We start from the raw sequence: 25,350 nt of genomic DNA, 5'->3' as shown, positions 1-25,350 counted from the left end.
CCTTTTTTATTTTGATGATGACTGTGTGAGAAGTTCTTTAATTCGCTGTTTTGTTTTCTCTGTCAGTTCCGCATTATCCGGGATTTTTTGGTTATTCATTAAATCCTCCATGAAGTTCGCAAAATCCAGCCGGTTAAAGTTAATTCCCTGGAGTTCAGCCATCGTGATCCCCCGGCAGTTCGGGCTGCTGGCGCCCCCGAAACTAATATGCAGTTGTCCGTTGCGGCCCTGTTCCTGAACGATCTGGGCCAGCTTGGAGTCAAACTGGCAGTAGCTGCGTTTCTTCTCCAGGCAGATCCCCAATACCTTCTTAGAGCAAAACTCCCCCACGCTAACCGTCAGCTTGTTCGTTTTTGCTTTGGCCAGTGCCTTCTCTTCGCTGCTGCAGCGTGCCAGGCCAACGTCCTGCCCCCACCCACTGTCTTTGCAGCAGTTACTGAATCCGGCCGCGAATTTTTTGCAGTACTTCGCTTTACCGGTGAACGCCTTCACATCCACGCCGTTCAACTTAGCAACATCCTCTCCTGCCGCCGCCAGCGCCGCGAGCTCAGAAACCGCCTGTCCAAAGTCGTTGTTCGTGCCGCTGACCGCTTTATCGCACTCGCCATCGAGGCAGAACACATCGCCACCACAAACCATCTGCTTTCCGCTGGTCCGGGTTTCGCAGGAGAACGTGGCATACTCGTGCAGACAGGTCCCGTCCTCCGAGCTGAACGCACACTGGCGTGATGACAACGTACAGGCCGCATTACTCATCAGGTTTTCACAGGAGCCGTTATCCGCCGGCTGAGTCAGCCAGGTGTCTTTGTATTTCCAGCATGCTTCTGTGAAGGAATACGCCTTCCCGCCCAGGTTGAGGGTTTTCGTCCCGCCCGGGCTGATACATTCTTCGCCTGTTTTCGTGCCCTCGTCCTTGCTGAACGGACAGCTTTCAACCCAGACCACCTCTGGTGCAAATACGGTTTCCGTCTCTTCCATGACCAGTATGACCGTCACCTGAATGGATTTAACATTCACTGATGGTTGGGTTTTCGACGTTTTCGTTACCGCAAAGGTCTGCCCTGCAACAACGTTCCGGTCCATGCTGAAAGACTGGTGAATTTTCCCGGTACCATCGTAGTAATGGTGGGTACAGTGCGTATTCTGGCCACCGGAGCACGTCGTCATCGTATGAGGCCAGGTCATCACATCGACAGGGAATGTTTTATCAAAGAGGCTGATTTTTTCACTGACTGCAAGCTTGCAGCTATCTCTGACCTTTCCTTCGTTGTCACACTCATCAATCCAGGGAACGGGAAGGGGTTCACCATCAACGGAAACACTTAACAGGCGCCCTGTCGACGGGATCGTCAGCGTCCCGCCCCATCGGGTGCTGTTCCGGGTAAAGGACAGCGGGACGGCCTGCTGGTATGTACGACTGACCTTTTGCGTCGTGGCGTTGTCTTTCAGCGTCGCCTCCCGCGTGCAGAAGTTCTCCACCTGCAAATCCCGCTCACACGTATGGTTCGTGAACTCGCTACGATTAACCACCTGTGCCGTACAGGCCTGACCGGTATTCCCCACAATCGAATCCGCTCTGGACTCGGTCTCTTTCGCCGCCTGAATGAACGGCGCGTCGGCCGAAATACTGTCCGGGGGACGGTTAGTAAACGACTCCGTGATGCTGTTCCCCACATCACTGCTGGCCCATTCCGCTGCGGAATCGCTTTTCAGGTTACTGTCACCGCTGGCGGAGACGCCGCCGTAATATTTCGTCTGCGCCGGTTTGCTGGTATACCCTGGCAGCGTGTCAGCCCCGTTGAAGTTCTTCAGCGCGTCAGTCCCGCTTCCCTGTATCTGTTTTGCATAATCAGCGCCCGCTTTGTAATCGGACGTGCTGTCAGCACAGGCCGGAGCCGTAAACCAGATAAATGTCCCGAGTACAGCGGCGTGCAGGGTAAGAATGAGGGGAACCGCTTTCATGACAGCCCTCCTTGTTTTTTCACAAAGCTTGCCATGATATTGAAATCGCCTCGCAGAGAGCCCCTCCGCCAGCGATTTATCCTTTTGTGAGGCCGGGTCGGGCTCAGCCGAAAACAAAGAGAATGCGCTGAATTAAAACTGCCGGTGATATCCCACCCCCAGCTGAGTTCAGGCACGGCTGACTCTGCATCCTCACACAGACATCGGCTTAGCCGGGAAGCCTGCTCTGTCCGTGCTGTGAAGGCAATATAGGGTGTAATAATATCCACCGGGTAACCATGTCCCTGGCAGGACGCGTATGTCCTGAACTCACAGGCGTTCATACAGGCAACCAGATACCGGATATCCTCGTCGATATGATGATATGGCCTCTTTTTCACGACGGACTCCTTTGCGTATCCGAAGCGGCTCCCAGCATTTTACGGGCCGTGTCTGCACAATCCCCTTTCTCAACCACCTTTTCCAGGGCCTGCTTCAGGCGAATATTGCCCTGTATGACGTCAAAACCGGCTTTGCAGCGCACAACCAGCGCGGGAACACTGCGGATGTTGTACTGAGAATAGAGCGTCGGGTCGATTTGCACGCCTTCTGTGATCCCCGCTTTAACCAGCCCCATCACTGCATCGGTCGTGGCTTTCATATCGTTATTGACGAGCCCCCGGAGCGTGGCGGGAATACCGTAGCGGTGGGTTTCATGCAGCATCCGTTTTAACCCCTCGTCCGGTATTGAGAAGGAGATGAAATACACGGCACCTTCCGCCGGTTTATCCCGGGTGGATTCACGCTGCTGACTGGCCAGGTTATCGATAAACTGCTGATCCTGGCTGGCCAGAGGGTTACGGCTGATTTGAGCTTCAAGCTCCTGCTGCAGCGCCCTATCCGGATGCTGGCGCAGTTGCTCGCTGAAGTCTTCCTGCTGTTTCAGCCACTGGCGGTTTTCCGGCGTATTAATAGTGTCTGCTGCTGAAGCAGCACTACAGAGCATACTCAGCCCCCAGGCCAGCCCGGTTATTATTTTATTCATGTTTACCTCACTCAAAGAACAATATTACTGACAGGTTGTAATACCCCTTACTGCCCATGTTATTCAGTTACAGTGATATTTCCCCACGGGGTATGCTTACTTCAGTTGTCGTTCCACAAGAATCATTAAGATGTATATACCTATCAATTTTCTTAAATAAATTGGTCACAACAATAAATTTTGTATTGACTAATACACACAGTTACGTTTTCGCCACATCAGATAGCCGAAGTTCTTTCGGGTAACCGGCGGGTTTTTCCCGACCTCCCAGCGCGTGACCGTTCGCCCCAGGGGATGGCACTGCGCGCTGTCGGGGTACATATTCACCATCTGGTACCGCCAGCGCTCCTTGGGAATAATCGGTGACGGATATTCGTAACAGACCGCGACATCGGCCCCGACGGTCTCCAGGATCTGTCCCTGCCGGTGGAGCTTGTAGGCCATGCGTTCACTCAGCAGCAGCGATGACTGCAGCGGGCTGGATTCGTTGCTGACCCACCCGCTGAAGGGATACATCGAGCCCTGAGAGCCGGCACACCAGAAGAGGATGTCCAGCGGCTTGTTGAATGCGCTGGCGATGGCATCAGCGGCACAGGCGCCCTGGGCAATCGGGTTCGCAAACAAAACAGCCTCGGGGTTCAGAATGGTGGTCAGGCTGCTGTCCACCCAGGTCGGGTCAATTTCAGAGAGGTAGGCGATATCCATATCTCCGCCCTGCAGGCAACCCGCCGACGTGATAATGCTGAGCCAGCTGGTCAGCGGATATTTGTACCAGTGCACGTGATAGAAGGCCCCGTTGACCTGCTTGTCGTCCTTTTTCGCGGTCCCCATCCCGGTTTTTCCCAGGTTGAGGCTAAACCCGCCCATATTCACCATGCACCCCGGAGAGCGGCTGACATCCGTCAGGGCCATCGGCTCCCAGTAACCGATCGCCATCCCAATACGGTAAAAAATCGGTGGCGGCATGGGGCACGTTTGAACAGGGCTGGCCGGATTCACCGTGTCCGGGCCGCCACCGGCCGCCACAGAGGCACTCCCGATGGACATCGGGAAAATGCACTGCCAGCACACATCGGAAATCGGGTTAACAAAGCGGCCTTCGCAGGACGGGTCGGCAAGGGCATTCAGACTTTGCCCCCACAACAGCACAGTGGTGAAGAAAAGCAGTAAAGGTTTCACGGCAACATCCTTATTGATGAGCGGGGAATGTCTCGATGTTCAGCCGCTCACCAGAGGGCGCCGGGGTAATGCGCGCCGGCACCCTGGTCAGGCCGAACCGTTTTGAAAGCACACCGTTCTGGTCAAAATAAATTCGGGCATCGAGCGCCACTGACGTATCCGGTACGCTCCCTTTCACCAGAATAATTTTGCTTATCAGGGTGTCGGGGACTTGCAGTTTCATCCAGGCGACCTGGTCCGGATCGTCACCGTCGATAAAGTACAGCGTCTGCATAAAGGGGACCGTTTTCAGCGGATTCAGAACGTCGCCTTTGCGCGCGAACACCCGCCCGTTGTGATCTTTCAGGTCCTCAGTCAGCCGGATACTGGGGTCGAACCAGCGCTGTTCATACTTATCCGCTTTCCCTACTCCCTCAACCGGCGCCGGTCGCTGGCTGTTCTCAATCACGCGTCCTTTGAACGCTTCCATTTCCTGCGCCCATTTCCCCGACTTCTGTAGCGCCTCGAGACGCTGAGTAATGAGCGTCAGCATGTCCTGCTCCTGAACCGGCCACAGATCACCCCAGGTTCCCAGGTCAGCCGCCGGCACGCCCGGGGAAATCAGGCAAAACGCCAGCACGGCAATACCGGTGCGTTTCATTCCCGCGTCCCCTTCATTCGGGTGGCAATGTCGGTCTGGATTTTACGGGTGACATCGGGTGCGCCCTGAACCACGGCCGGTGAAACCAGGATCAGGACATGATTCGTTTTCTGATAGTCGGCCAGGCTCTGCTCCAGCGCTGCGTTAAAGCGGTCTGAGAGCGCTTTTGACTGCGCCTCTGACAGCGGCTTCTGACTGACGCTGTCCATAAAACTGTCCAGCGTCTTCTTCATATCGAAGGCCACCACCCGTGGCGCGGTATGTGCCAGCACCAGACGCGTGATAAAGACATTGGTCGCCAGAATGGTGCCCACGAGGGCGATAACGGTCAGACTCCGTCGTAAAGTGAAGAATGTCGTTCTTTGCTGCTCAGAGTTGTTGTCCATCAGGCTACGTTCCTTATGTTGTCATGGGCAATGCGGGCTTCCAGGTCAGACATTTCTGCCGGGAAATTCCGGCTGGCCAGCTCGTACACCGCGTCGTGAATGTCCGTTCCCTGCTTTTTGCGACCTTTGATGTACTCGAAATCGGCCCCGCTTGAGGAGTACATTGCGCGGCTGAGGGGATCGACGAACAGACGATGCCAGGATGTATGTGCCTCCACCTGCAGCATGAAGGAGCTGAACCACTGGTCTTTGGCTGACCCAAAGCTGTTAATCATGTCCCGCTGCATTTGCGTAAACTGATCCGGGTAGAGCTGGTTATATTTGGCAAACTCTTTGGCAGACTGCTTAAGGATGACTTTGTATGAGGAGTTACCCCAGGCCGCCCGGGCCGCACTGGATGCGGTGGGTGAGTCGAAATCCACAATATTTTGCGTGATGGTGATATATGACCCCAGGTGGCGGCGCGCGGTACGGTAACCCTTCTCAATAAAGGTGCCGACTTTTTCGTTTTTGAAGTCCAGCAGCCGCCAGCCCTCGTCAATGACGTTCAGTTTCTTCAGGCTTCGGGGGGACTGATACATCCGGTTTTCAATGTAGATAATGAGCGAGAACATGACCGCGACCAGCAGGGAAGGCCGCGATTCAAGACCGCCCAGCTCGAGGACCACCATCCGGGCATCATCGTGCAATGACGGTTCATCGGAGTTGAAGTAATCGCCGTAGATACCATTCACCGTGTACTGGTCGAGCAGAATAATCATCTCGTCCAGGCGGCTGCGAATGGTCGGTGACTCGGCGTACTCCTGACTCTCTTTCGCGGTTTTGAGAAAATCGACCACATCATCGATACGGGCCTTATTACGCTTGCTCAGCCAGGCCGCCTGCACCGCCTGTAGCAGCAGACCTTCATGCACCTCATCCAGGTTGCCGTTCGGGCTCGCCATCACCGACATCTGGTCGCGGATACGCTCAGCCGACAGGTCAAAATTGGCGTCATCCAGAATGTTGGCAAACGGGTTGAATTTCAGTGAGTCACCGTCGAGGTAAACCCCGCCCATGTTCTCGCATAAGGACTTATAGCCGTCGCCCATGTCGAATACCCAGGCAAAACCGCCAGAGTCCAGCACGCTGCGGATCAGTGGCTGAATAAGGCCGGTTTTACCCGCCCCGGAGGTCCCGCAGACCGCCATATTGAAGTTGGTGTTGTTCATCCCCTCATAGAACAGGTCGATGAACGCCAGCTGGTTGCGATAGGTGGGCGCCAGTAATCCGGCAGGCGCTAACGGACTGTCGGCAACAACCGGCAGCAGGTTGGCCACATTGAAGGTTTCTGCCCGCTTGACGACACCTGCAGCCTGAAGCTCTTTGAAAAGCCCCTCACCGGATTTAAACGGCAGCATGGCCAGATAATTTCGCAGATGGTGGTAACGTGCGGGCAGCAGCTCAAAGCCGCCTTTACGATAGCTGTTGAGGATCTGCTGCTCGGTCGCCAGAGAGGCTTCGGCGTTATCGTCGGTGTAGGCCGTGATATTAAAGAAGTAACTCACCAGCGAGGACTGATTCGTTGCCAGCCTCTGGCGGATGTCCCCCCACTCCTGAACCTCTTTTTCCACGGACGGGAAATACTTCGCATAGGACGTTTTGCTTTTTTTCTCCAGATCGAGGTACTTCAGGTTGGCCTCGTTCTGGGTCTTCACCTGGTCCTCCACCATTAACGTCAGCGTGATGACAAACGGGCAGGAGATGGAGAGCTCCGGGTTCAAGAGGTTGGCGTAGTTGTCCGCACTGGTCCAGAGGAAGGCGATTTCCGGATCGCGGGCCAGATGATAATTGGTAACACGGGTGACTTTCTCTTTACCGTTCCGGTCCAGCAGACCAATCTTCAGGTGGTTTGCAGTGACCTGCATATCAAAACTGTCATCCACACACTGATAATTCAGGTCCTGGTACGGGTCCAGTTTGTAAGGCTTACGGTACATTTCACCCGGATCAGGGTTCACCTGTTCACGCACGATATCGACCAGGCCCTGGGCATCCAGTATCCGCGTTGGAATTTGCGCCCCCTGCAGGGAAGCCCGGATGATTTTTACCTGGTTCTCCAGCTCGACGATCTGTGCTTTCGAATGTTTCTTTCGGGGTACACAGCAGGAGATAAAGACACGGTAGTTACGCAGAGTCAGGGGTAAATCCATCCCCGGAGGCAGGGAGAACTGTGTTTCAGCCGCCCGAAGATAATAGGCGCGGGTAATGGCATTAAACTTTTTGGCCTCTTTACCGCTCCAGCTGAACTCCCGTAACCCATACTCAATATCGTCCCCGACCAGCTTGCTCGAGATAAGATTAATGGTCACCGGAACACCGCGGGGAATTTTGGTTCTCAGCAGGTTTTCCAGTGAGGCCACGATATGTGCGTTAGCGCCCGGTAAAGGCCGGGCCTCAAACATAAAGCCGACGGTTTTGGTATTAATAAACAGTCCGGTCGCAGAATCATAATCCTTATAGGGCAAAACCCGGCTGAACTGTGGGAAATTCATGCTGCCCAGCATGTCGTTGGCTTTGGCAGATTCGTCGGGCAATTTAAACGCAGACACCAGCGAATTCACGGCCTGAGCGACGGTATCCATGATGTTATTACTCATGCAGGCGTTCCTTAATGAGGGGGTAATTAACCATCTAAAATACAAATCAGATCATCGCGAAAATATCAGTATTAACGGTTTAATCACCGCAGGAGAAGGTAAGCAGGCATAAAAAACAGCAATAACATGGCGGCCCCCAGTTGCCAGAAGAAAATAACGTCCCACAAAAGCGCTCCCCGCCATAAACAGATAAGAAACGTAATAACTAACGCGGCCACATGAAAACCAACAACAGACCAAAAGAGTACTGCTGAGATTTCACTACCACTGTCTTTAATTCGTAAACAAGCAAGATAGAACACCAGTAAGCTACAGATAATAAAAACACCATCATGACTAACGCTCTGAATGAAATCAGGCGTGTACTCTCCCGCCAGTCCGTTATAAGTTAATCTGACACCAAGATAGATTAGCCAGTAAATAGCAGGAATAAGCAGAAATCCATTTTTTTTAACAAACCCCATTGTCATCACCCCTTTCATTTATTGATACCGTTCAGAGCTTTCAGTTGTTTTTCGCGAAATTTATTCATTTCACCCTCACGGATTTTTTTGCTTTCCATTAGCATTTCTTTTTCTTTACACCCTGACGCGAGTTCGTTTGCGTAACCGAGAGTTAACGGCTCAGACGAATTATCATCGTTAACGTCAAGGGCCAGCAGCAATACTTTACCCGCACAGGGTGTTTCTTTCGCAATTTCGCTCAGTTGTTCTGGAGTAGCTGGTAGTGTTTCAAGATAATCCTTGTAAAAAATACACAAAAGTAACACGCCAGGGATGCAAACTAATATAAAAATCAAGGGAGGTTTTAAAAAAAATATCTTCATTTATTTTTAGCCTCATACAATTTCCACTGCCGGATATAAACGTCATATTCAGGTTTAGGGACATTGATAGTGACACCCGCACAATCCAGTTTGTTGACAGTATCAGTAAACGTACCTGTTGGAATGTTCACCTCCAGGAGCTTGCAGTCACTCTTCCAGTGTTTCCCGGCTTCTAGGGAAGGTGCGAACAAGTTCCTGATATGAGATCATCATATTCATCCGGAGCGCATCCCAGAGGGACATCATGAGCCATCAACTCACCTTCGCCGATAGTGAATTCAGCACTAAGCGCCGTCAGACCCGAAAAGAGATTTTCCTCTCCCGCATGGAGCAGATTCTGCCATGGCAGAATATGACCGCTGTCATCGAGCCGTTTTATCCCAAGGCGGGCAATGGCCGACGGCCCTATCCGCTGGAGACCATGCTGCGTATTCACTGCATGCAGCATTGGTACAACCTGAGCGACGGTGCCATGGAAGATGCCCTGTACGAAATCGCCTCCATGCGCCTGTTTGCCCGGTTATCCCTGGATAGCGCCCTGCCGGATCGCACCACCATCATGAATTTCCGCCACCTGCTCGAGCAGCATCAACTGGCCCGTCAATTGTTCAAGACCATCAATCGCTGGCTGGCCGAAGCAGGCGTCATGATGACCCAAGGCACTTTGGTGGATGCCACCATCATTGAGGCACCCAGCTCGACCAAGAACAAAGAGCAGCAACGCGATCCGGAGATGCATCAGACCAAGAAAGGCAATCAGTGGCACTTTGGCATGAAGGCCCACATTGGTGTCGATGCCAAGAGTGGCCTGACCCACAGCCTAGTCACCACCGCGGCCAACGAGCATGACCTCAATCAGCTGGGTAATCTGCTGCATGGAGAGGAGCAATTTGTCTCAGCCGATGCCGGCTACCAAGGAGCGCCACAGCGCGAGGAGCTGGCCGAGGTGGATGTGGACTGGCTGATCGCCGAGCGTCCCGGCAGGGTAAAAACCTTGAAGCAGCATCCGCGCAAGAACAAAACGGCCATCAACATCGAATACATGAAAGCCAGCATCCGTGCCAGGGTGGAGCACCCGTTTCGCATCATCAAGCGGCAGTTCGGCTTCGTGAAAGCCAGATACAAGGGGCTGCTGAAAAACGATAACCAACTGGCGATGTTATTCACCCTGGCCAACCTGTTTCGGGTGGACCAAATGATACGTCAGTGGGAGAGATCTCAGTAAAAACCGGAAATAACGCCAGAAATGGTGGAAAAAATAGCCTAAATAGGCTGATTCGATGTGTTTGCGGGAAAAAAATCGGCCCAGATCCGCGAAATTTTAATCAGCGAGTCAGCTTGGGAAGAAATGACCTGCTTATTCGCACCTTCCCTAGCTCATCCATCGTGAATGCCCCTCTGGTAAAGACGACAACCGTGACAAACGCAGCCAACGTTATAAGCACACTAAAGATAAATGTATTACCTCTGTTGACTCGCAGATTAATTTTTTTAGGGATGATAAACATGGCCAGTGCCACGACAAACCCGGCAAAGATAAGAAATAAGCATACACCATTCAGCCAGGCAATATTAACACCGTCGATATAGTAAGCAGTCATTTCCCACCCCGGTGTATAGAGTCCATCGCATCGTTCAAAGACTCACTGATTTTTATTTCAATGCAGTACCAGAGTCTGATGCAAATAAAATGATATTCTTTCACTATCGTCTCAATCGAGATTATTGAAATTGCATGACTTCCAATCCATTCATTCATATCAGCAGTGGCTTGCGTTTCATCACGAGAGATAAAGAATGAACTCTCTTTATCGCCAGGAAAGTCTATAAAGTTAATCATCCTGTATCACTCCTGATTTTTGGATTTGTCATAAGCAGATATGGCCATGTCGTACCTGTCCGTCGCGACATTAACAACAATACCTGAACAATCCAGTCGGTTAATGTTACTGGTTAAAAAGCCGGTAGGAATATCAACCTCCTTCAGGGTGCAGTCAGTCGACCAGTATTTACCGTCCCTAATTAAGTCATCATCGCTGGGTAAAGATTCCTTGTAAATTAATAAAGCAATTATCAACACGCCAGTCAGGCAACAAAAGAAGTTTAAAACGTTATCATTACCCATAATGCTCTCCAGAAGAAAAAACACGCTACCGCCCATCCCTTTCAACGCACAGGGCACTCGTTTTAAATCCGGTATTAATTCAGTATTCACAGCGCCATTAACGGCGCTGCTAATTAGTTAATGCGGGGCTGGCCCCACGCCGATGGTGTAACAACAAATACAACCGTTGTGGGCTGGTGATAGACATCCTCAGAATCAACGTAAGGCGCTATCCATAATGACGCTGTTTGCTCACCCTTTCTTAGCGGCCTTGGATAATTACCGGGTACCGTAGACGGAGAGGTATAGGTACCAACACTAACCGGCCTGATATATACCGGAGCAGTCCGGGTTCTCAGGACGTCATCATGATTGACCGGTACCGTATTCAGGAACCCGGATTTATTGCTCACCGTCACAGCTGGCGCAGTATTTCGCACCGGATTAATGACTGGCTGAGGCGGCAGCGGGTATGAGTTTGGCGAAGACGTCCTGAAATTTCCGTCAGCCAGTCGTGGCAACCCTGCCGCAGCCGGCTTTGCTGATGCGTTTTCCTCCAGGGCTTTTGCTTTCTCATTCGCCTGCTCCATCGTCATACAGGTATCGGATGTTGTGGCATTACATTCAAAATCGGACTCTGTGCCCGCGCACCCGGTTAAGAGCAAAGCGCTGCCCAGAGGAATTAACAGTATTAATTCCTTCATATATTCCCCTTTATATTCCTGGTGGGTTATTTATGGTGTTTAACCCTTGTTGATACCCTGACTTACTGACCTGAGTTTTCGCCCCTCGACATGGCTCCCGGCGAGAACTGATGCGGGTCCAGCTTGCCCAGCTTCTTCAGCATCTCATCGGTATTAAAACCATTCAGGTTCCCGCCGGATTGCTCTGACCTGCTCTCAGGTTGTTCGGGTTGCTCCTGGTTCTGCGCCTGCTGTTGTCCATTTTTCTCCGCTTCGAGCTCCTCAATAGTTTTCAGCTGGAAACCGTCCTGAAACACTATGGTGACTTCGTTGCCCGCGCCGATCGGGATCACCGCGTGATACTGCTCAGCGCGTTTGATGTAGTAATCGCCTAACGTCTGTGCCGCTTTCGATGATCCGCCGCCAATCCCCATTTTCAGGACATCACCGGCGCCAACGGAGGCTGTGGCACCCAAACCAACAGCTGGCTGCGAAGCTCGCTCAATCCCTTGACCAATCCCTTCAACAAAGCCTGCCCCCCAGGCCCAGCCGAGGATTTTTCCGTTACGCATCACCACTTCCCCTTTTATGCCATTCTTGCCCATGAAAGAGACGTGCCCGGCTATCGGCTGGTCGATAGTTTTGTCGCCTTTGATACAGCTGATATTGCGGGTGCGAACGATGGCGCGCTCACTCGATACGTCCCCCCAGGCTTCGAGGCCGACAAAGCAACCCGTCAGGTCATAGGTTTTGCTGTTCGGCATTTCCACATGCCCAATAATTCTCAGCGACATCGGTACGGTTGATTCATTCCCGGTAACGGAAGCGTTGGCATCAGCACCTTCGATCAGCTTGCTTTTGGCAAAGCTGCCTGACGGAATGTAGGGCAGTGACTTCGTTTTCTTACCGCGGTCATAGCTGAACGTTTTGCGCTGTATCTGGTTCGGTACCGGTACGGCCTGATAGCTAACCTGTGGAGCCTGCACGGTGCCATTGCCAGGATAGAACGCTGTTGGCGGAGGGACTGCACCACCAGACTGCGCGGGGAAATTTGCCGGCTGCGGCTCCCCTTCCGGTCCCGGCGGCGGCGAGGGTGGCGAAGGCGCAGGCTCGCCGCCAGACACGGCTGGTTTCACGCCCAGCGTCTTCAGTTGCTCCTGCATGGCCACATTTTCATTGCTGAGTTTGTCGATACGGATCTGGTCTGCGCTGCGCGCTTTACTGAGCAAATCCACTTCCCCCTGCAGAGCGCCAAAGCGCTTATTCAGATCTGCTGCAGTGGCCTGCATTTCCGTGGTCGCATGTTGCTCCACCTTACTGTTGAACTGGCTGTCCACCACCCCGGTCATGTCCGGCGCCGGTTCACCCTGTACGGGGGCTTCTTCTTCTGAACTCAGATTCAGATCGGACAGATACATCCCGCCAGCAATCGCACATGCACCACCGACAAGAATGAGGACCAGCCAGAGATACTGTTTACGTTTGATTAGCGTATTAAAGTTGGCCATCAACGTGACTCCTCTGCCGTGGTGACCCAGACCTGCATGCGACCACCGCCAACCAGCTGACTCGCGGAGCCACTGAGCATGATGGCGCGCGTTCCCGCCTGCCAGAAATCGCTTTCCCGGATGTTTCGCGCCGACAGCGTTACATTTTCAACGTTGTACAGAACAACTTTTAGATGGTGACCGGTCCAGACCCGGGCCGCCGTGGCGCGAAGGCCGGCAGGCACGGATAACACTTCTGATGTGACAGGGATGGACTGGTATTCATCAGGGATCTGGCCCTGGCGAACAGCGCGGTTCAGCGAAACAAGAACGCTTTCATACGGGTTGGATTCCTCCCATGATTTAGCCGGCCCGGGCGTGCCAGTGAGCTCGGATACCAGCTGGATAGTCCGGCCCACTCCGGCACGCGGCACCGCACGGACAGAAAAGTTGAGGCCGCGCTCTGTTTCCACAATAAACGTGAATGGTTTCTTGCTGACCGTAGCAAGGATCGCCCCGCCACTGTCGGTCTGCTCCTGGTTCGTCAGCCCGCCATCCAGACTGTTAATGGCGGTGATCCGGTCTCCTGGTACCGTGAAGAGGTTTGGGTCTGTGTTGCTGACAGCGATGTTTGCCTGTCCGCCGTTGGCCAGGGGTACAACAGTCGGTGCCAGCGTACCGCTGAGGGTGGCCGATATCGCAGGTAGCGAAAAAAACAGGCAACCGGAGATAAATAACGGGTTAATTATTTTCATTATTTATTTCTCCAAAACGCGCCAGCCAGCTGACACCATCAACACGATTAAACTGCAGGACGTAACTTTTAATTTCACTGTAGGGCGCAGAATCCCCTATCCAGGTTTTCAGTTCTCCACGGTAATCCACCCGATTTTCTGCCGGATACGCACGAACAGACGTCATATAAAAAGTGGAGTTCACGTTATTGTCTTTTATCCGCTTCGCATCTTCAGCCAGCTGGACCTTAAGACTGTTCTGTGAGGCAGGTAATACATACCGGAGCAGCTGTTGATGCTGGGCGTCGACCGTTTCCGGCGTGACATTCAGACGTAATGCAATAAAGCTCATGCCCAGTTGTTCAAGATAAGAAGCGTCCGCCTGATTCTGAGAAACAGCGAAAGGCGCATTGAACAGCATGGGAGTCACCGCCACCTTCTGTTCGTTCTGAAGGCGGTAGTTATTAATCCCCAGAATGATATTGGTAGACAGACTGAGAAGAAGGACTGTCCCCATACAGATATATCCCAGCGCAATGACACGCGAGGTGCTGAGTCGGGCGCCATGTTCCATGTGTTATTCCCCACTGTTTTATTTAATCCACTGCCGGAAACAGGAGTCCGGGATATCGTGAAAAAATCCTTTAAGAAGGGATGTCGGCAGATACCAGTAAATAAGGTCGCGCAACCAGGTACTGCCCCGCCCTTTTTTGAGTTTCTTAATACCCCAGAAAACCAGTACCGCTGCAGCTATACCAAAGAGGAACTTACTGGTCCAGAAACCCCAGCCGAGGCAAATGACGGCCGGGATAAGCTCATCGAGATATAAACCAAACCAGCGGGACTGGTTTGTCAGTGTTTCCGGGAAACGGTATTTCTTTAATTCGTCTCCCGTCATCACCTTTATCCTGTTAGTAACCTGCGACCGACATACCGACGGTAATAAAGGTCGAAATGATGGCGAAGCCAAACAGGAACTTCACGTTTTTGGTCATCATATACATGATGCCGCCCGCGATAACTTCAGCCAGAACAACCCATTTGACCACGCTGGAAGACTTGCCGAAGGTGCCTTTCACGGTGGTATCACCGGATTTCATCAGGTCTGTTGCGGTGGTGGTGGCCATAGCAACGTCCGGGAAGAACGATGCCAGAACAGCCAACGGCAGCGCAGCCTTGGTCACTTTCAGCGCTGTCTTTTTATTGAAAACGCGTGACATAAAAGACGGTTTGGTTTCTTCAGAGAAAGCATTTCCCTGAACACTTAATACAGCATTCATATTTATTTCCTTTAAAAAGAATGATTATTTAAAACAGCTAGAAAACTTTAAACTACATAATTTATTATGTCTTTTTACCTCCTGGCTCAGTGATTTCTGAATTATAAAAATCCGGGAAACGTTCAAGGTGATCTTTCAATCGCAAATATGCCTCAGACGTTTTACTTCTTCTGCTTCTGTCTTTAGCTTTGATTAGCCGACGATTAGTCTCTTCATCCAGCTTCAGAAGCACATTTTTTCCTGGCGCAGATCGTGCGTTACTCCTAACCGCTCTTTCCAATCGTCCTCCAAAAAAACAGTTAATAAACTTTAATAAAGTTTACATTGACAAGAACAAAAGTAAACAAATAAAGGTGGGATTTTGAGTAAATCCCACTTACATTCATTTACCGGAAATGTCCTTTGATTATAGAAAACCCTTTTCGGGCAAGAGGCTTTGATATATTAGAAATGAGTATATGGTAAAGTGATGATGAGATTTGAAGTAAAATTAATTCATCCTGGTTACTAACCTTTAATACCCTTCGTATTTCCAAGGAATAATTTCTCGATGTTTTCTCACTAATACCAATAAGATTTGAGATCTGACCATGAGTAAAGCCGAAGGAGTGTAAATGTAGCACATACCATTTATTAACGTTCTCCTTAGCCAAAGAAGATATAAGATCGAGAAAAGAATTTTTAAAGGAAACCAACTTATCGGAAAAATCAAAATCCAGAGTTTTAATGTTAACAAAAGTCCACTTCGTATAAACCCTGTCACATACAAAAAAACCTTCAATTAAAATGCTACAATTATATTTACCGATCGTAACACCATCAACGATTTTCCCCCCTCCATATGTAATTACACGGACATCTTCCTCGTTAAGAGATCTTAAATCAGAGTGTGAGAATAGAGAAAAAACCTTACTTATATTAATATCTTCTAAAATTTTTGAAGTTAACAATAGATTGCTATGGACGATGATACCCGATGAATCCCGAATGAGACATGGACAAGACGAAACATCAGCCAGATGGAATAAAGAATTCACCAATTCCGTTTGACTGCATACTGAGTTTTGACTACGATCCTTCGCACACATAGGTTGCCTCCTTAGAAGGTTCTATGGATAGTTAGCGTCAGAGGGTGCATCCTCTGACGCTAATGTTTCTCAATTTTTAAACTACACCTGAATTATAAAACTCACTTTCAATAAAGTCACCAAATAAGCATAGATCTTTATTCTGAATAATCATCAATGAATAGAACAATTATTCATCCTTGAATAAAAAAGCACTCTATTTATACAATCAATCACCTTTCTACGAAAAGTCTTATTCTACTCTTCGTCTTCGCTCTCCTCGTCAGGGAAAAATCGGAGCATAACCTCCTGAACATCATCCCGGATATTTTCAATAAGTCCCGGCCACTCCCATCTCGGATTTCCACTGACATGAGGACTCAGGCATTCAATGCCGAGAACTTTATTAACTGTAAATTGCGTTTTAATCACACTTTCCAGTAAGGCCTTGTTGAAGGCCATCTGATTGAAACCAGATTCTTTGCGTTCCATCTGAGCTTCATAAACACGCAAGCCTAGTTCCAGCAACATTGTTGATATGCTTGAAAAGCTGATGTCCTTATCTTTTGCCCCTTCAACACGTCTTTTCTCAACAATCGCATTAATTTTATCAGCAACCTCATCACTGACATAAGCCTGAACTTTAGCCACGTCATACTCCTTATAAAAATCCAGATTTCATATTTTATAAACTCCAGCCATTACGCATGAATCGTCCACGATTCGAATCGTGAATCGAATCTAGATTCATACTGTTTTTTTGCAATTCACCAGGCGAATCACATCACGAATTGAATCTAGAGTCAATTCACCTTAACCACCTGAATTTAATATTATGAATCGTAAGCGATTCATTAGCGATTCGTTAATGAATCGTCGGTAATTCATTGACGATTCGCTATCGTATAATCTTATATTAAATAAATTAATTTAACTCACACTAAACCACTGTTCTTAAATGCAAATCTGCAAAATTTTAATTTTGCGTAGTGTGTGGTGATTTTGTGGTGAGGAGTGCATATTTGTTGAGTCTGGCCCTGGTCTGGGTTAACGTATTTGCAGGAATCGGCCCGGAGGGAGTCTTTTGAGAAAAAAACTGGCGTTTGCCGCCCTGCTTTTAATATCCACGCCTGCATGGGCTACGGATTGTTTTGATATGGCGGGTCGGGATTATCAAATAGATCCGGATCTGCTCCGGGCTATTTCATGGCAGGAGTCTAAATGGGTGGTGAATGCCATCGGAAAAAATCCGGGATCGGGCTACGGTGCCGGACTGATGCAAATCGATTCGCAGCACCATGCCCGGTTATCGGAGTTCGGTATTAAACCGGAACATCTTCTGACGGATGCCTGCCTGAATATTTATACCGGTGCGTATTATCTGGCGCTGGCGTTTAAGAAGTGGGGCGTCAGCTGGGAGGCAGTCGGTGCCTACAACGCAGGATTCCGCAGAACGGACAGGCAGGCCATGCGACGACTGGCATATGCCAGAAAGATTGAAGCTATCTACCGGGCCATCAAGGCAAATAAAAATGCCGGACAATCCCGGCTGGTTAAAAACGAAAGACCTCATGAATGAGGTCTTTTTTTCAGGTATATGATTAGTCTATCGCCCGCCAGATTAAATGCCGTTCGGGATGATGAATAATGCTGAGATAATCTTTCAGCGCATCCTGACGGGAAACAAGATATTTACAGACGCGGGCATATTCCGGTCCCATATCAGCCACTTGCCATGACAGCCAGTTCATTATCATTAGTGTAGCAATAATTCCTGCAGCATCGGCGCTGACGTCACCGTCAAAATAATTGCCGGGGATGCGCATCCTGTAAGACTGTTTTCCTTCCGGTGCGATATACCCGGTCTGCGTAGTGATGAACTGGATGCGATTAGGCGTGATATTTCCGCCGACACCCTGCGGAATGATCCAGTAAGACCAGAAACCACCGTCGTAATCGGAGTGCTGGCGTAACCAGCTAGCCGCCATATTATCTGCTGACGGCGTAAAAAAGAGGGCCGGGATAAAATCCAGACGCTCATCACCATCGGTCACTGCATAACGCAGATATTTGTCTGTTTTAAATTGTTCGTCTGATTCACGAGTGGCGGTGTTGACCTTGGTGTTGACGTTAATTGTGTGCATGCTGAACTTCTCCTTCGCGGTTTATTAAATCGTTCGACTTCATCACTGAGCGGCAAAGGGCAATTTGCAGCCGACGGGGAGGAAATAAAGGGGCGCGAAGCGTTTATATACCCCTTTATTTTCGCCACGGCTGATGCTAAAAGCCGCCCTCCGCGAAAAGATGATGTCGGGCGATATAGCGCGGGGGTGAGCATGCACACAACCCGGAACGCCAATTCGGTCTTTATCGAATTCACGTTCCGGCCATCAGAGTGGCGGGTATTTATCGCCACGGTGACAGCGGCGCATCCTGATAAGGATGCAGCAAGCGCAATTTTGAATTTGCGTCAGGATGGAAGCCCGCTGCCCGGAGGTTTACCGAAGGGCCGGGCAGAGACAGCTTGCTGGCTCTGTTCACGACAGCCGTGTCCCGCCAGGGACGACGCCCGGACCAGTTTTTATTATTTTCAGCGCAAAGGGTAAATACCAGAAGAGATAAACAGCAGGATGCCGGATGAAATATAACAGTGACAAATAAATATTAATGAAGAGAGAAACCCGCGACGGACTAATACGGGCGGCGCGTAGCGCAGCCGGTATTAGTCTGCACCGCAGGTGCGCGGCCTTTTTTCCGCAGTCGGGCAGGTTATCCCCTGCCCTTCCGGTTATTTACGCAGCCTCCGGTATTCCGCGCATAAACTCCAGCATAGCCCGGTATCGGTTCTGGTCTGCCAGACGTTTTTCGAACTCATTGAGATAATACACGGGGGTGTATCTTACCCGCCGGATCTGCATCGTCAGCGTGTTCCCCGTCACCACTTCGGCGGCTATTCCCAGCACATACAGCTGGATGAATGCCATATCCGCCGCCACCGGATCGATATCGATGCAGCTGCCGAACATGTGCATGGAAGGATTGATATCTGCCTCAAGCAGGCACTCCGCATACGCAATCAGCATCCCGGCGGCACCACAGGCCGGGTCGCTGACCGTGGCTATCCCTTCCCGGCGGATAGTGTCCCTGACGCCCGGCATCAGCATCCGGGCCATGAGGGACTGGACCGGATATGGGGTAAAATACTGCCCGCGAAAGTTATCGCCCAGCTCAAGCACCATGAAAATGGCGCCGAGGAAATCATGAAATTTAGCCTCCAGTGCGCACACCATCATGCAGAACATCTCCTGCATCTTCGCGATATCTGACGCCTCATAACGCGCGCAGATTTTCCGGCAGTGCTCAATGCTTTCCGGCGCTCTTATCCGGGCCATATCCAGTTCACTGGCGGCCAGTGACAGAAAATCACTGAACACCTCCCAGCGTCCCAGATGGCGACCCGTGTCTTTAAACACGTGGATAAACCGGCTCCGGCTGTGCTGCTCACTCATCAAACGCTGAACAGAAGGCACCACTTCCGCGACCTGCGCCCTGACCTGGATCACAGGGCTATTCTCAGCGGTTTCTCTGGCCATGTTGAACACATCGGCAAAACTCAGCTGCGACATACAATTACCTCCGCTGTTGCCGCTCCCGAAGGAGCGGCTCACCTTATCAGTTACATGCGCGTTTGAGTTCAAGCGTGCGGAGCACCTGCCCGAAGGCGGTGTTGTTCATCGCCGGGATATGGACGCCGCGCCCCTTGCGAATGCTCCGGGCAATATGCCGTCCGAAGGCTTTCAGCGCCGGGTCAATCTCCCGCGCGGCGATGTCATCGCGCAGAATGCGCTGGTGACGGCGGGGCTTTACAGCCTCAGTGGAAGGTGAAAGAATAGTCAGGGTCATACAGACCTCCATATATCGTGTATGTGAAGCCGAAAAAATCGTTCCCGCGACTTTTACGGCGTGGATAAAGCAGGGTTTTCCCTGCTTTTTTCATTTCCGGAACAGGTTAAATTCCTCCTTAATGCGCGTTTTAATCTGCGCATGGCTCAGGTTGCACACATCCCGCAGCCGGAAATATCTGGCTCCGTAGCGGGCATAAATCTCTGTCACGTCACCACAGACCATTTCCTGCAGCATGAACGTCTCCCAGCCACCGCTCTCACTCGTTGACCAGTTGAGCGGGTACATCAGACCCAGCGCATCATGGAAGGCGTGAACATCGATTTCAGCGGGCGCTTTCACCGCTGCTTTCTGGCGACTCAGCCAGTATTCGCGCTCGGCTTCTGCTGTGACCTGCATTCCCGGACGGGCTGAGGATTCGGTGAGATGTAAGTGCATGGTTTTCTCCTTCGGGTTAAGGGATGGCAGCTACATGCCGCCATCCGGGGTTGTCTACTCGTTTGCCGCCAGTTCACTCAGCAGCACATCGCGGGCTTCCTGCGCACACTCTTCTTCGGCTAACGTCAGCAGATACCCACGTTTTGCCGCCGCACCCATGAATGCCGGGCGGTCTTTCAGCGGCAGCGCGCCCAGATAATCCAGCGCATCGCCCAGCACGCGCGCCTGATACAGCTCGTAATGCATCCCGCAGCAGCGCCCCGCCTCTTTCTCGATGCGTGCCAGCACCACATCGGCGCGGATAACATCGAACGGGTTAGCGGCGTGGATGTTGCGCACAAAGCCATCAGTACGCAGAACGGACGATATGGAATGAACGATGCGGGTATTCATGAGTGTTTTCCTTTTTCTGACTTTGAGGTTTTAAAACCGTCACCCGTTGAGTTGCCGGGGCCGCGGTTTTGACGTTTTGCGGGGACCTGCTGCTCTGCTCCGCTGGTTGTTACCTTCACCCGTTTGAGAGCCGTTCGCCGCAAGGGCGTAAACGAGCACGGCCCGGTGAAGCCGTCCATGCCGGACGTGAAAAGTTTTTGCGGATTCAGGCAAAAATTTTTTATGGCCGTGCGCCAGCAGTGCATGGACGGCAAGACGGGTTGTGCTTGTCTCAGCCCCGGCGAAAGGACTCAAAGGGGTGAAACGGCACCAGGTAAGGAAAGAGCAGGAACCCGCCGCAACGTCGGAGAAGCGGCAGCGAAAACGGCGTTGCCCCTTACAGCCCGGCGTCAGTTTGCCGGGGTGCGAAAAGCGCAGGTGACGGCGCGTAAAAGGGGCGGCGCATCCGGAACGGATGCTGCAAGCCTGCCGTTGACGTCAGGCATCAGACACTAGCCGGCAGGCCCGAAACCGCCTGGCGGGTTCGGCGGAGCTTACCGCGTCCTTTCGCGGTTAGCGGAGTGTGGCTCGACGACCGGACGCGCAGCGGTCGGGAGCCGAAGGTGTCCCCGGGTCTGGCCTGTCAGAAAGAAACAGCAGAAGAGAGAATGGAACAGGGGAAGATATCAGCAGAACAGCCAGAGTCAGCCCGAAACAGAGATACCAAACCTGTGACAGAGTGGCCGTGGCGGCGCGTCAGCGCAGCCCTGCCACGCGCCGCAGGCAGGTTTTCGGCGGGCGGTCAGACAGTGACGGGGGAACGAGTCCCCCGCCAGTGCATCAGACCACCGGCGGCAGCGCCCCCGGATAGTGCCGCGCGATAATGTCGTTCACCTTCTCCACCAGGTCTGGCCGGGTAAAGGTGACGTGCGCGGAGCCTTTTTTGTATGTGCGTACTGTGAAATACTCGCACGTAAACACCTCCCCCACGCTCTTCGCACCGCCCTGACTGATAAACGCGCTCAGGTTTGCCCCCTCGGAGACGCGATTATCGGGTATGGTCTTTCCGTCGAGGATCCAGAACGGGCGGGCAAGGTCATCGATGCGGTTCTGTGCATACGTGCGCACGGAAAAATACAGCCCGCGATGATTATCCAGGACACCATCAATGATAATTTTTTTTCCCAGAAAGCACGGGTTATGCGTTTTATAGTCCCATGAGAGGTTGCGGAACACGTCAATCACGCCCTGCTCAAACGTTTCTCCCTTGCTGGCGTTAAGCGCCCGGAACGTGGCGATCACGTTGTCGAGTGTGATTTCGGGGCAGTCGTCGCTGTAGAGCTGCGTGTCCCACTCCTTGCGCTGCGCCTCGCTCATCAGCGTAAACATGCCCGTGTCATTCATCAGGCGCGTCCAGATGTCGCGATCGGCATAACGGCAGATACTGCGTTTTAAGGCGGCTTCCCGCGTGGTGCTGCAGTCGGCTGACAGGCTGCGTTCGATGATTTCGGTCATGCCTGAGATCCACCCGCGCCCGGATGCTTCAAAAATGAGTTTCTGCGCGTCACGTAGCAGCCTTATGGCTTCCAGAAAAGCCGCCACGCCACTGTTACGCTGCGCCACAATGCGCTCGACGGGCAAAGACGGGATGACCTCTCCCGCGCCGCTATGGGGGGTAATGTCGACGCTGACAGCCTGTGTGGTGGTGTGATTCATGATGTCCTCCTTCTGCTGTTGCCGCCCCTTTCGGAGCGGCTCACCTGGTTAGTTAAATGCGCGTGTCAGTTCGAGGGTGCGGAGCACCTGACCAAAATCGGCGTTTTTCATCGCGGGGATGTGAACACCACGCCCCTTGCGTATGCTTTTTGCGATATGCCGCCCGAATGCCCTGAGCGTGGGGTCAATTTCCGGTGCGGGAATATCGACGCGGGGGATGCGGGAATGACGGCGGGGCTTTACAGCGCCGTCAGACGGTGAAACAATAGAAAGGATCATTGAGTTAACTTCCTTTGGTAGTTAATGAAGCCGCAAAAAATCGTTGCTGCGATTTCTGCGGCGTGGAACAAGCCGGGTTTACCCGGCTTTTTTCATCTCTGCGTTTTGCTCTCTGCTTCTTCTGCCTCCTTTTGCACGTTGTCGGTAATGTCTTCGGGATCGCCCAGAAACCAGCCCTGAACAGGTTTGTAACGCTCAATAAACGCCTTAATCGCGCCCTTTCCGGTCATGGCTTTCACGCGGGTAAACATCGGAATAACGCCTTTTGCATCGCGTCCGGTAAATGTGATCTGATAAACACGCATCGCCTGTGTCTGCATTTTTTTCCTCCTGATTTTTAAAGAACATCACCCGTTGAGTTTCATTCGTCGCGGTGTTGACGTTTCGTGGGGTGGCTGCCGGTTGTTTCCGGGTTGTGAACCTCACCCGTTTGAGAACCTTCGCCGCAACGGGAAAGAACAGACACGGGCCGGTGCAGATGTCCGGTACGGAGGCGACATTATTTGTCGGGTTTTCGGCAAAAAATGTCGCCGGAGAGCATCAGCGGTACTGGACAGCCAGGCGGTTTGTGGCGGGATATTCCCGGGCGAAGGGGCTTAAACGGTGAAAGGCGCACGGAGCACCAGGGCAGGCACCCCGGCAACGACGGGGCGCGACGAGCGAAACGGCGTTGCGCCTTACGTCCCGGCGTTTTTTTTGCCGGGATGCAGGGAGCGCAGGTCACGGCGCGTAAAAGGGCGGCGCATCCTGACAAGGATGCTGCAAGCCTGCCGTTGACGTCAGACATCAGACACTAGCCGGCAGGCCCGAAACCGCGAGCGGGTTCGGCGGAGCTTACCGCGTCATTTCGCGGTTAGCGGAGTGTGGCTCGACGACCGGACGCGTAGCGGTCGGGAGCCGAAGGTGTCCCCTGGTCAGGCCTGCCAGAAAGAAACAGCGATACTCACGCTGTCAGAAAGCAATATCAGAGAGGCAAAGGATTTGAGGGCGATAATGAAGTGCCAGGAAAAAGAGGGGCGCGTCAGCGCTCCTCTCTCTATCCGACTTTGTGCACTTTGTCTGTCAGATGTCGCAGGCTCCACATCGATGCACGCCTCAACCGTGCTTAACCAGATTCAGGTCTGAGATTTTCCCCGGAAATAGTCTGGTCGCCTCTCAAGCTCCCGATCTATCAGCTCATCAGCAAACAGAGGCGCTGTTTTGTTGACCCGCCGCTCAAGATTCCTTCGACGCGCAGCGGCTTTGCGCTCATCGCTCCAGCGCTTAATCTGCCGCTCATCGGGAAAATCCACGCACACCGCATACCCGGCGCCCGCCACCCAGAGCGACATAATGGATTCGGGCGCAGGCTGTCCGGCCTCCACCACTTCGGATGCCAGTTCATGCGGACCGGGACACGGTGATGGTAATTTCCAGCGCAGGGAGTAACGCCACCTCATCCCCGCCTCCGGTCTGTGAGCTTGTTCGGCACCTGCCAGCGCTCTGCCTGACGCACAGCCTCCGGGGTGTCACGCACAATGAAGCCGATTTCATGAATGACACCGTACAGCGGTTCCTTCGCGTCACGCAGCCAGTCCAGGGACGCCAGCGAGGCAAACCGCGACCGCCAGTGCCAGAAAGCCGGCTCCAGCTCGCGCGCGTCAAACTCTTCGGCCCACCGGCGGTACCAGCTGCTGACCGTCTCCGGGGACTGAAAGTTCAGCTCCGTGACGGCCTGCCCCAGCAGGTTCTGCCGCAGCCGCCAGTGATGCGCCAGCGTCCGTTCTTCCCGGCGCATCCTGCGGGTGAACGCGATGTTTCTGCGCTGTAACCGGCGTTCGGTCCGGGTATGCAGCACCTCCGGGAACAGTTCAGCCTGAACATCCACCGGCAGCGGCAGCGGGCAGCACTCCCCGTGGCTGGCAATCAGTTCATCAAGCGCCTCCTCCACCTGTTTGAGGCTGGTCAGGCGATGCTTCGGGTCCCAGTTGAGGCCGGGAATGCGCTGCGCCACGGTCGTGTTCATGCGGCTGTTCCCGGTCAGCAGACGCAGGAAGGTGCGCACGTGTGGCATGGCGGGCAGACGCGCACTGACACGGCGAGATTCCTCCACCGACAGGATCGCCTGCAGCGCTGCCTGTCGGGCTGGCTTCAGGGTCACCAGAGACGTTGTTGATGCGTTCACTGTGCGCCCTCCATGACCAGCATGCTGATGATGCTGGCCTGACTGTAGCCATCGGTATCGAGCCGGGCAACCAGACTCAGCGTGTGGCTGATGGCTTCCGGCGACCAGTCAGACAGGGTGCTGATAACCGAGAACGGACGACCGCTGGCGGGGATAAACACCACCATCCAGGCCGGAGAGATATCGCCGGGACTGCACACGGCGAGATGATAGTTACCGTGTGAAGGCGTGAAGCGGACCTGTACCGGGAAAAAGCCCCCGAACTCGCTGCGGTACTCCCCGTTCATGTCCCAGTTATCCGGGCAGTTCAGGTCACGCATCACGGCATGGGTCAGTTCGCGACGCAAATCCTCCCCTCCTTCGCGCCAGTCTTCGTACTCCTGTGGGATCATGGTGTTCAGGACTTCGGGGGTAATAATATTGCGCATCATCGTCTCCTTATCGCCGCCCCGCAGGGCGGCGTCTCC

At 52.6% G+C, this 25,350-nt stretch carries 33 protein-coding genes; 2 read left to right on the top strand and 31 right to left on the bottom strand.

All coding sequences use genetic code 11. The features are described 5' to 3' along the window. Positions 1 to 6: 6 nt before the first annotated feature. The 8 genes from traN to HV213_RS32115 all read right to left on the bottom strand — a co-directional run bounded on the left by traN (position 7) and on the right by HV213_RS32115 (position 8,656). Entirely contained in the window at positions 7 to 1,962 is a 1,956-nt protein-coding gene (traN, locus tag HV213_RS32150; RefSeq protein ID WP_148853181.1) for a type-F conjugative transfer system mating-pair stabilization protein TraN, read from the bottom strand. Positions 1,963 to 2,338: 376 nt separating this feature from the next. Further along, positions 2,339 to 2,986, bottom strand: coding sequence for a type-F conjugative transfer system pilin assembly protein TrbC (trbC, locus tag HV213_RS32145; RefSeq protein WP_132468252.1), 648 nt, complete (start codon positions 2,984 to 2,986; stop codon positions 2,339 to 2,341). Positions 2,987 to 3,175: 189 nt separating this feature from the next. Then, positions 3,176 to 4,153, bottom strand: a complete 978-nt coding sequence (gene traU, locus HV213_RS32140) for a conjugal transfer pilus assembly protein TraU (RefSeq protein ID WP_157349379.1) — start codon at positions 4,151 to 4,153, stop codon at positions 3,176 to 3,178. Between the two features lie 22 nt (positions 4,154 to 4,175). Next, entirely contained in the window at positions 4,176 to 4,805 is a 630-nt protein-coding gene (gene traW / locus HV213_RS32135) for a type-F conjugative transfer system protein TraW (protein ID WP_132468253.1), read from the bottom strand. Next, positions 4,802 to 5,191 carry a type-F conjugative transfer system protein TrbI gene (gene trbI, locus HV213_RS32130; protein ID WP_132468254.1) on the bottom strand — a complete coding sequence of 130 codons (390 nt, stop codon included), beginning with the start codon at positions 5,189 to 5,191 and terminating at the stop codon, positions 4,802 to 4,804. The genes traW and trbI overlap by 4 nt, the downstream gene beginning before the upstream one ends. Beyond that, positions 5,191 to 7,830: a type IV secretion system protein TraC gene (gene traC, locus HV213_RS32125; protein WP_132468255.1), complete on the bottom strand. Its 2,640-nt coding sequence runs from the start codon at positions 7,828 to 7,830 to the stop codon at positions 5,191 to 5,193. The genes trbI and traC overlap by 1 nt, the downstream gene beginning before the upstream one ends. An 83-nt stretch (positions 7,831 to 7,913) precedes the next feature. Then, positions 7,914 to 8,312 carry a hypothetical protein gene (locus HV213_RS32120; protein ID WP_224253887.1) on the bottom strand — a complete coding sequence of 133 codons (399 nt, stop codon included), beginning with the start codon at positions 8,310 to 8,312 and terminating at the stop codon, positions 7,914 to 7,916. Next, the gene (locus HV213_RS32115; RefSeq protein WP_064386070.1) at positions 8,309 to 8,656 is read right to left on the bottom strand and encodes a hypothetical protein; all 348 of its coding nucleotides are present in this window, start codon (positions 8,654 to 8,656) and stop codon (positions 8,309 to 8,311) included. Before HV213_RS32115 ends, HV213_RS32120 begins: the two co-directional genes overlap by 4 nt. 244 nt (positions 8,657 to 8,900) lie before the next feature. Here HV213_RS32115 and HV213_RS32110 point away from each other — a divergent pair, with 244 nt between their 5' ends. Further along, complete coding sequence (locus HV213_RS32110; RefSeq protein ID WP_000019450.1) at positions 8,901 to 9,881, top strand: IS5-like element ISKpn26 family transposase; 981 nt, start codon at positions 8,901 to 8,903, stop codon at positions 9,879 to 9,881. A 100-nt stretch (positions 9,882 to 9,981) separates the two neighbouring features. Here the strand turns inward: HV213_RS32110 and HV213_RS32105 are convergent, their stop codons facing one another. The 12 genes from HV213_RS32105 to traM all read right to left on the bottom strand — a co-directional run bounded on the left by HV213_RS32105 (position 9,982) and on the right by traM (position 16,662). Next, positions 9,982 to 10,257, bottom strand: a complete 276-nt coding sequence (locus HV213_RS32105) for a hypothetical protein (RefSeq protein ID WP_181486541.1) — start codon at positions 10,255 to 10,257, stop codon at positions 9,982 to 9,984. After that, a complete protein-coding gene (locus HV213_RS32100) occupies positions 10,254 to 10,496 on the bottom strand; it encodes a hypothetical protein (RefSeq protein ID WP_064386074.1) in 243 nt (80 codons plus the stop codon). Before HV213_RS32100 ends, HV213_RS32105 begins: the two co-directional genes overlap by 4 nt. A 6-nt stretch (positions 10,497 to 10,502) precedes the next feature. Continuing rightward, entirely contained in the window at positions 10,503 to 10,871 is a 369-nt protein-coding gene (locus tag HV213_RS33455; RefSeq protein WP_224253886.1) for a hypothetical protein, read from the bottom strand. A 23-nt stretch (positions 10,872 to 10,894) separates the two neighbouring features. After that, positions 10,895 to 11,464, bottom strand: a complete 570-nt coding sequence (gene traV, locus HV213_RS32090; protein WP_074182910.1) for a type IV conjugative transfer system lipoprotein TraV — start codon at positions 11,462 to 11,464, stop codon at positions 10,895 to 10,897. Between the two features lie 62 nt (positions 11,465 to 11,526). Next, on the bottom strand, positions 11,527 to 12,951 hold the full coding sequence (gene traB, locus HV213_RS32085) for an F-type conjugal transfer pilus assembly protein TraB (protein ID WP_064386076.1): 1,425 nt from the start codon (positions 12,949 to 12,951) through the stop codon (positions 11,527 to 11,529). Continuing rightward, positions 12,951 to 13,685 (bottom strand): type-F conjugative transfer system secretin TraK, encoded by a 735-nt coding sequence (traK, locus tag HV213_RS32080; protein ID WP_064386077.1) that lies wholly within the window; start codon positions 13,683 to 13,685, stop codon positions 12,951 to 12,953. The genes traB and traK overlap by 1 nt, the downstream gene beginning before the upstream one ends. Next, positions 13,672 to 14,238: a type IV conjugative transfer system protein TraE gene (gene traE, locus HV213_RS32075; protein ID WP_064386078.1), complete on the bottom strand. Its 567-nt coding sequence runs from the start codon at positions 14,236 to 14,238 to the stop codon at positions 13,672 to 13,674. The genes traK and traE overlap by 14 nt, the downstream gene beginning before the upstream one ends. Before the next feature lie 18 nt (positions 14,239 to 14,256). Then, positions 14,257 to 14,562, bottom strand: a complete 306-nt coding sequence (gene traL, locus HV213_RS32070) for a type IV conjugative transfer system protein TraL (protein WP_032744112.1) — start codon at positions 14,560 to 14,562, stop codon at positions 14,257 to 14,259. A 13-nt stretch (positions 14,563 to 14,575) separates the two neighbouring features. Next, positions 14,576 to 14,944: a type IV conjugative transfer system pilin TraA gene (gene traA / locus HV213_RS32065; protein WP_064386081.1), complete on the bottom strand. Its 369-nt coding sequence runs from the start codon at positions 14,942 to 14,944 to the stop codon at positions 14,576 to 14,578. 64 nt (positions 14,945 to 15,008) lie between these two features. Next, positions 15,009 to 15,170, bottom strand: coding sequence for a TraY domain-containing protein (locus HV213_RS32060; RefSeq protein ID WP_172686697.1), 162 nt, complete (start codon positions 15,168 to 15,170; stop codon positions 15,009 to 15,011). A 160-nt stretch (positions 15,171 to 15,330) separates the two neighbouring features. Beyond that, the gene (locus HV213_RS32055) at positions 15,331 to 16,032 is read right to left on the bottom strand and encodes a hypothetical protein (RefSeq protein WP_094898581.1); all 702 of its coding nucleotides are present in this window, start codon (positions 16,030 to 16,032) and stop codon (positions 15,331 to 15,333) included. Positions 16,033 to 16,269: 237 nt separating this feature from the next. After that, a complete protein-coding gene (gene traM, locus HV213_RS32050; protein ID WP_053390193.1) occupies positions 16,270 to 16,662 on the bottom strand; it encodes a conjugal transfer relaxosome DNA-binding protein TraM in 393 nt (130 codons plus the stop codon). Between the two features lie 433 nt (positions 16,663 to 17,095). Here traM and HV213_RS32045 point away from each other — a divergent pair, with 433 nt between their 5' ends. After that, positions 17,096 to 17,590, top strand: coding sequence for a transglycosylase SLT domain-containing protein (locus HV213_RS32045; RefSeq protein WP_053390245.1), 495 nt, complete (start codon positions 17,096 to 17,098; stop codon positions 17,588 to 17,590). Positions 17,591 to 17,612: 22 nt separating this feature from the next. On the opposite strand, the gene HV213_RS32040 is transcribed toward HV213_RS32045, so the two are convergent. From HV213_RS32040 to psiB, 11 genes are all read right to left on the bottom strand, one after another. Beyond that, positions 17,613 to 18,155: an antirestriction protein gene (locus tag HV213_RS32040; RefSeq protein ID WP_053390246.1), complete on the bottom strand. Its 543-nt coding sequence runs from the start codon at positions 18,153 to 18,155 to the stop codon at positions 17,613 to 17,615. 648 nt (positions 18,156 to 18,803) lie between these two features. Continuing rightward, entirely contained in the window at positions 18,804 to 19,637 is an 834-nt protein-coding gene (locus tag HV213_RS32035) for an N-6 DNA methylase (RefSeq protein WP_053390248.1), read from the bottom strand. 46 nt (positions 19,638 to 19,683) lie between these two features. Further along, the gene (locus HV213_RS32030) at positions 19,684 to 19,914 is read right to left on the bottom strand and encodes a CCDC81 family HU domain 1-containing protein (RefSeq protein WP_032744242.1); all 231 of its coding nucleotides are present in this window, start codon (positions 19,912 to 19,914) and stop codon (positions 19,684 to 19,686) included. A 90-nt stretch (positions 19,915 to 20,004) separates the two neighbouring features. After that, positions 20,005 to 20,352, bottom strand: coding sequence for a hypothetical protein (locus HV213_RS32025; RefSeq protein ID WP_053390249.1), 348 nt, complete (start codon positions 20,350 to 20,352; stop codon positions 20,005 to 20,007). A 54-nt stretch (positions 20,353 to 20,406) separates the two neighbouring features. Next, positions 20,407 to 20,745, bottom strand: coding sequence for a hypothetical protein (locus tag HV213_RS32020; protein WP_053390250.1), 339 nt, complete (start codon positions 20,743 to 20,745; stop codon positions 20,407 to 20,409). 819 nt (positions 20,746 to 21,564) lie between these two features. Continuing rightward, positions 21,565 to 22,440 carry a DUF4942 domain-containing protein gene (locus HV213_RS32015; RefSeq protein ID WP_022644946.1) on the bottom strand — a complete coding sequence of 292 codons (876 nt, stop codon included), beginning with the start codon at positions 22,438 to 22,440 and terminating at the stop codon, positions 21,565 to 21,567. Between the two features lie 48 nt (positions 22,441 to 22,488). Then, positions 22,489 to 22,719: a CCDC81 family HU domain 1-containing protein gene (locus HV213_RS32010; protein WP_020804025.1), complete on the bottom strand. Its 231-nt coding sequence runs from the start codon at positions 22,717 to 22,719 to the stop codon at positions 22,489 to 22,491. Positions 22,720 to 22,811: 92 nt separating this feature from the next. Next, positions 22,812 to 23,039 carry a hypothetical protein gene (locus tag HV213_RS32005; protein WP_022644716.1) on the bottom strand — a complete coding sequence of 76 codons (228 nt, stop codon included), beginning with the start codon at positions 23,037 to 23,039 and terminating at the stop codon, positions 22,812 to 22,814. Positions 23,040 to 23,834: 795 nt separating this feature from the next. Next, a complete protein-coding gene (locus HV213_RS32000) occupies positions 23,835 to 24,158 on the bottom strand; it encodes a hypothetical protein (protein ID WP_022644947.1) in 324 nt (107 codons plus the stop codon). Beyond that, complete coding sequence (locus HV213_RS31995; RefSeq protein ID WP_075809007.1) at positions 24,155 to 24,883, bottom strand: plasmid SOS inhibition protein A; 729 nt, start codon at positions 24,881 to 24,883, stop codon at positions 24,155 to 24,157. The genes HV213_RS32000 and HV213_RS31995 overlap by 4 nt, the downstream gene beginning before the upstream one ends. Next, on the bottom strand, positions 24,880 to 25,314 hold the full coding sequence (gene psiB, locus HV213_RS31990) for a conjugation system SOS inhibitor PsiB (protein WP_100663258.1): 435 nt from the start codon (positions 25,312 to 25,314) through the stop codon (positions 24,880 to 24,882). The genes HV213_RS31995 and psiB overlap by 4 nt, the downstream gene beginning before the upstream one ends. Positions 25,315 to 25,350 lie beyond the last annotated feature (36 nt).

The sequence above is a fragment of the Klebsiella sp. RHBSTW-00484 genome (assembly GCF_013705725.1).
GTDB lineage: Bacteria > Pseudomonadota > Gammaproteobacteria > Enterobacterales > Enterobacteriaceae > Klebsiella.
This window is presented reverse-complemented; position numbering and strand designations above follow the sequence as displayed.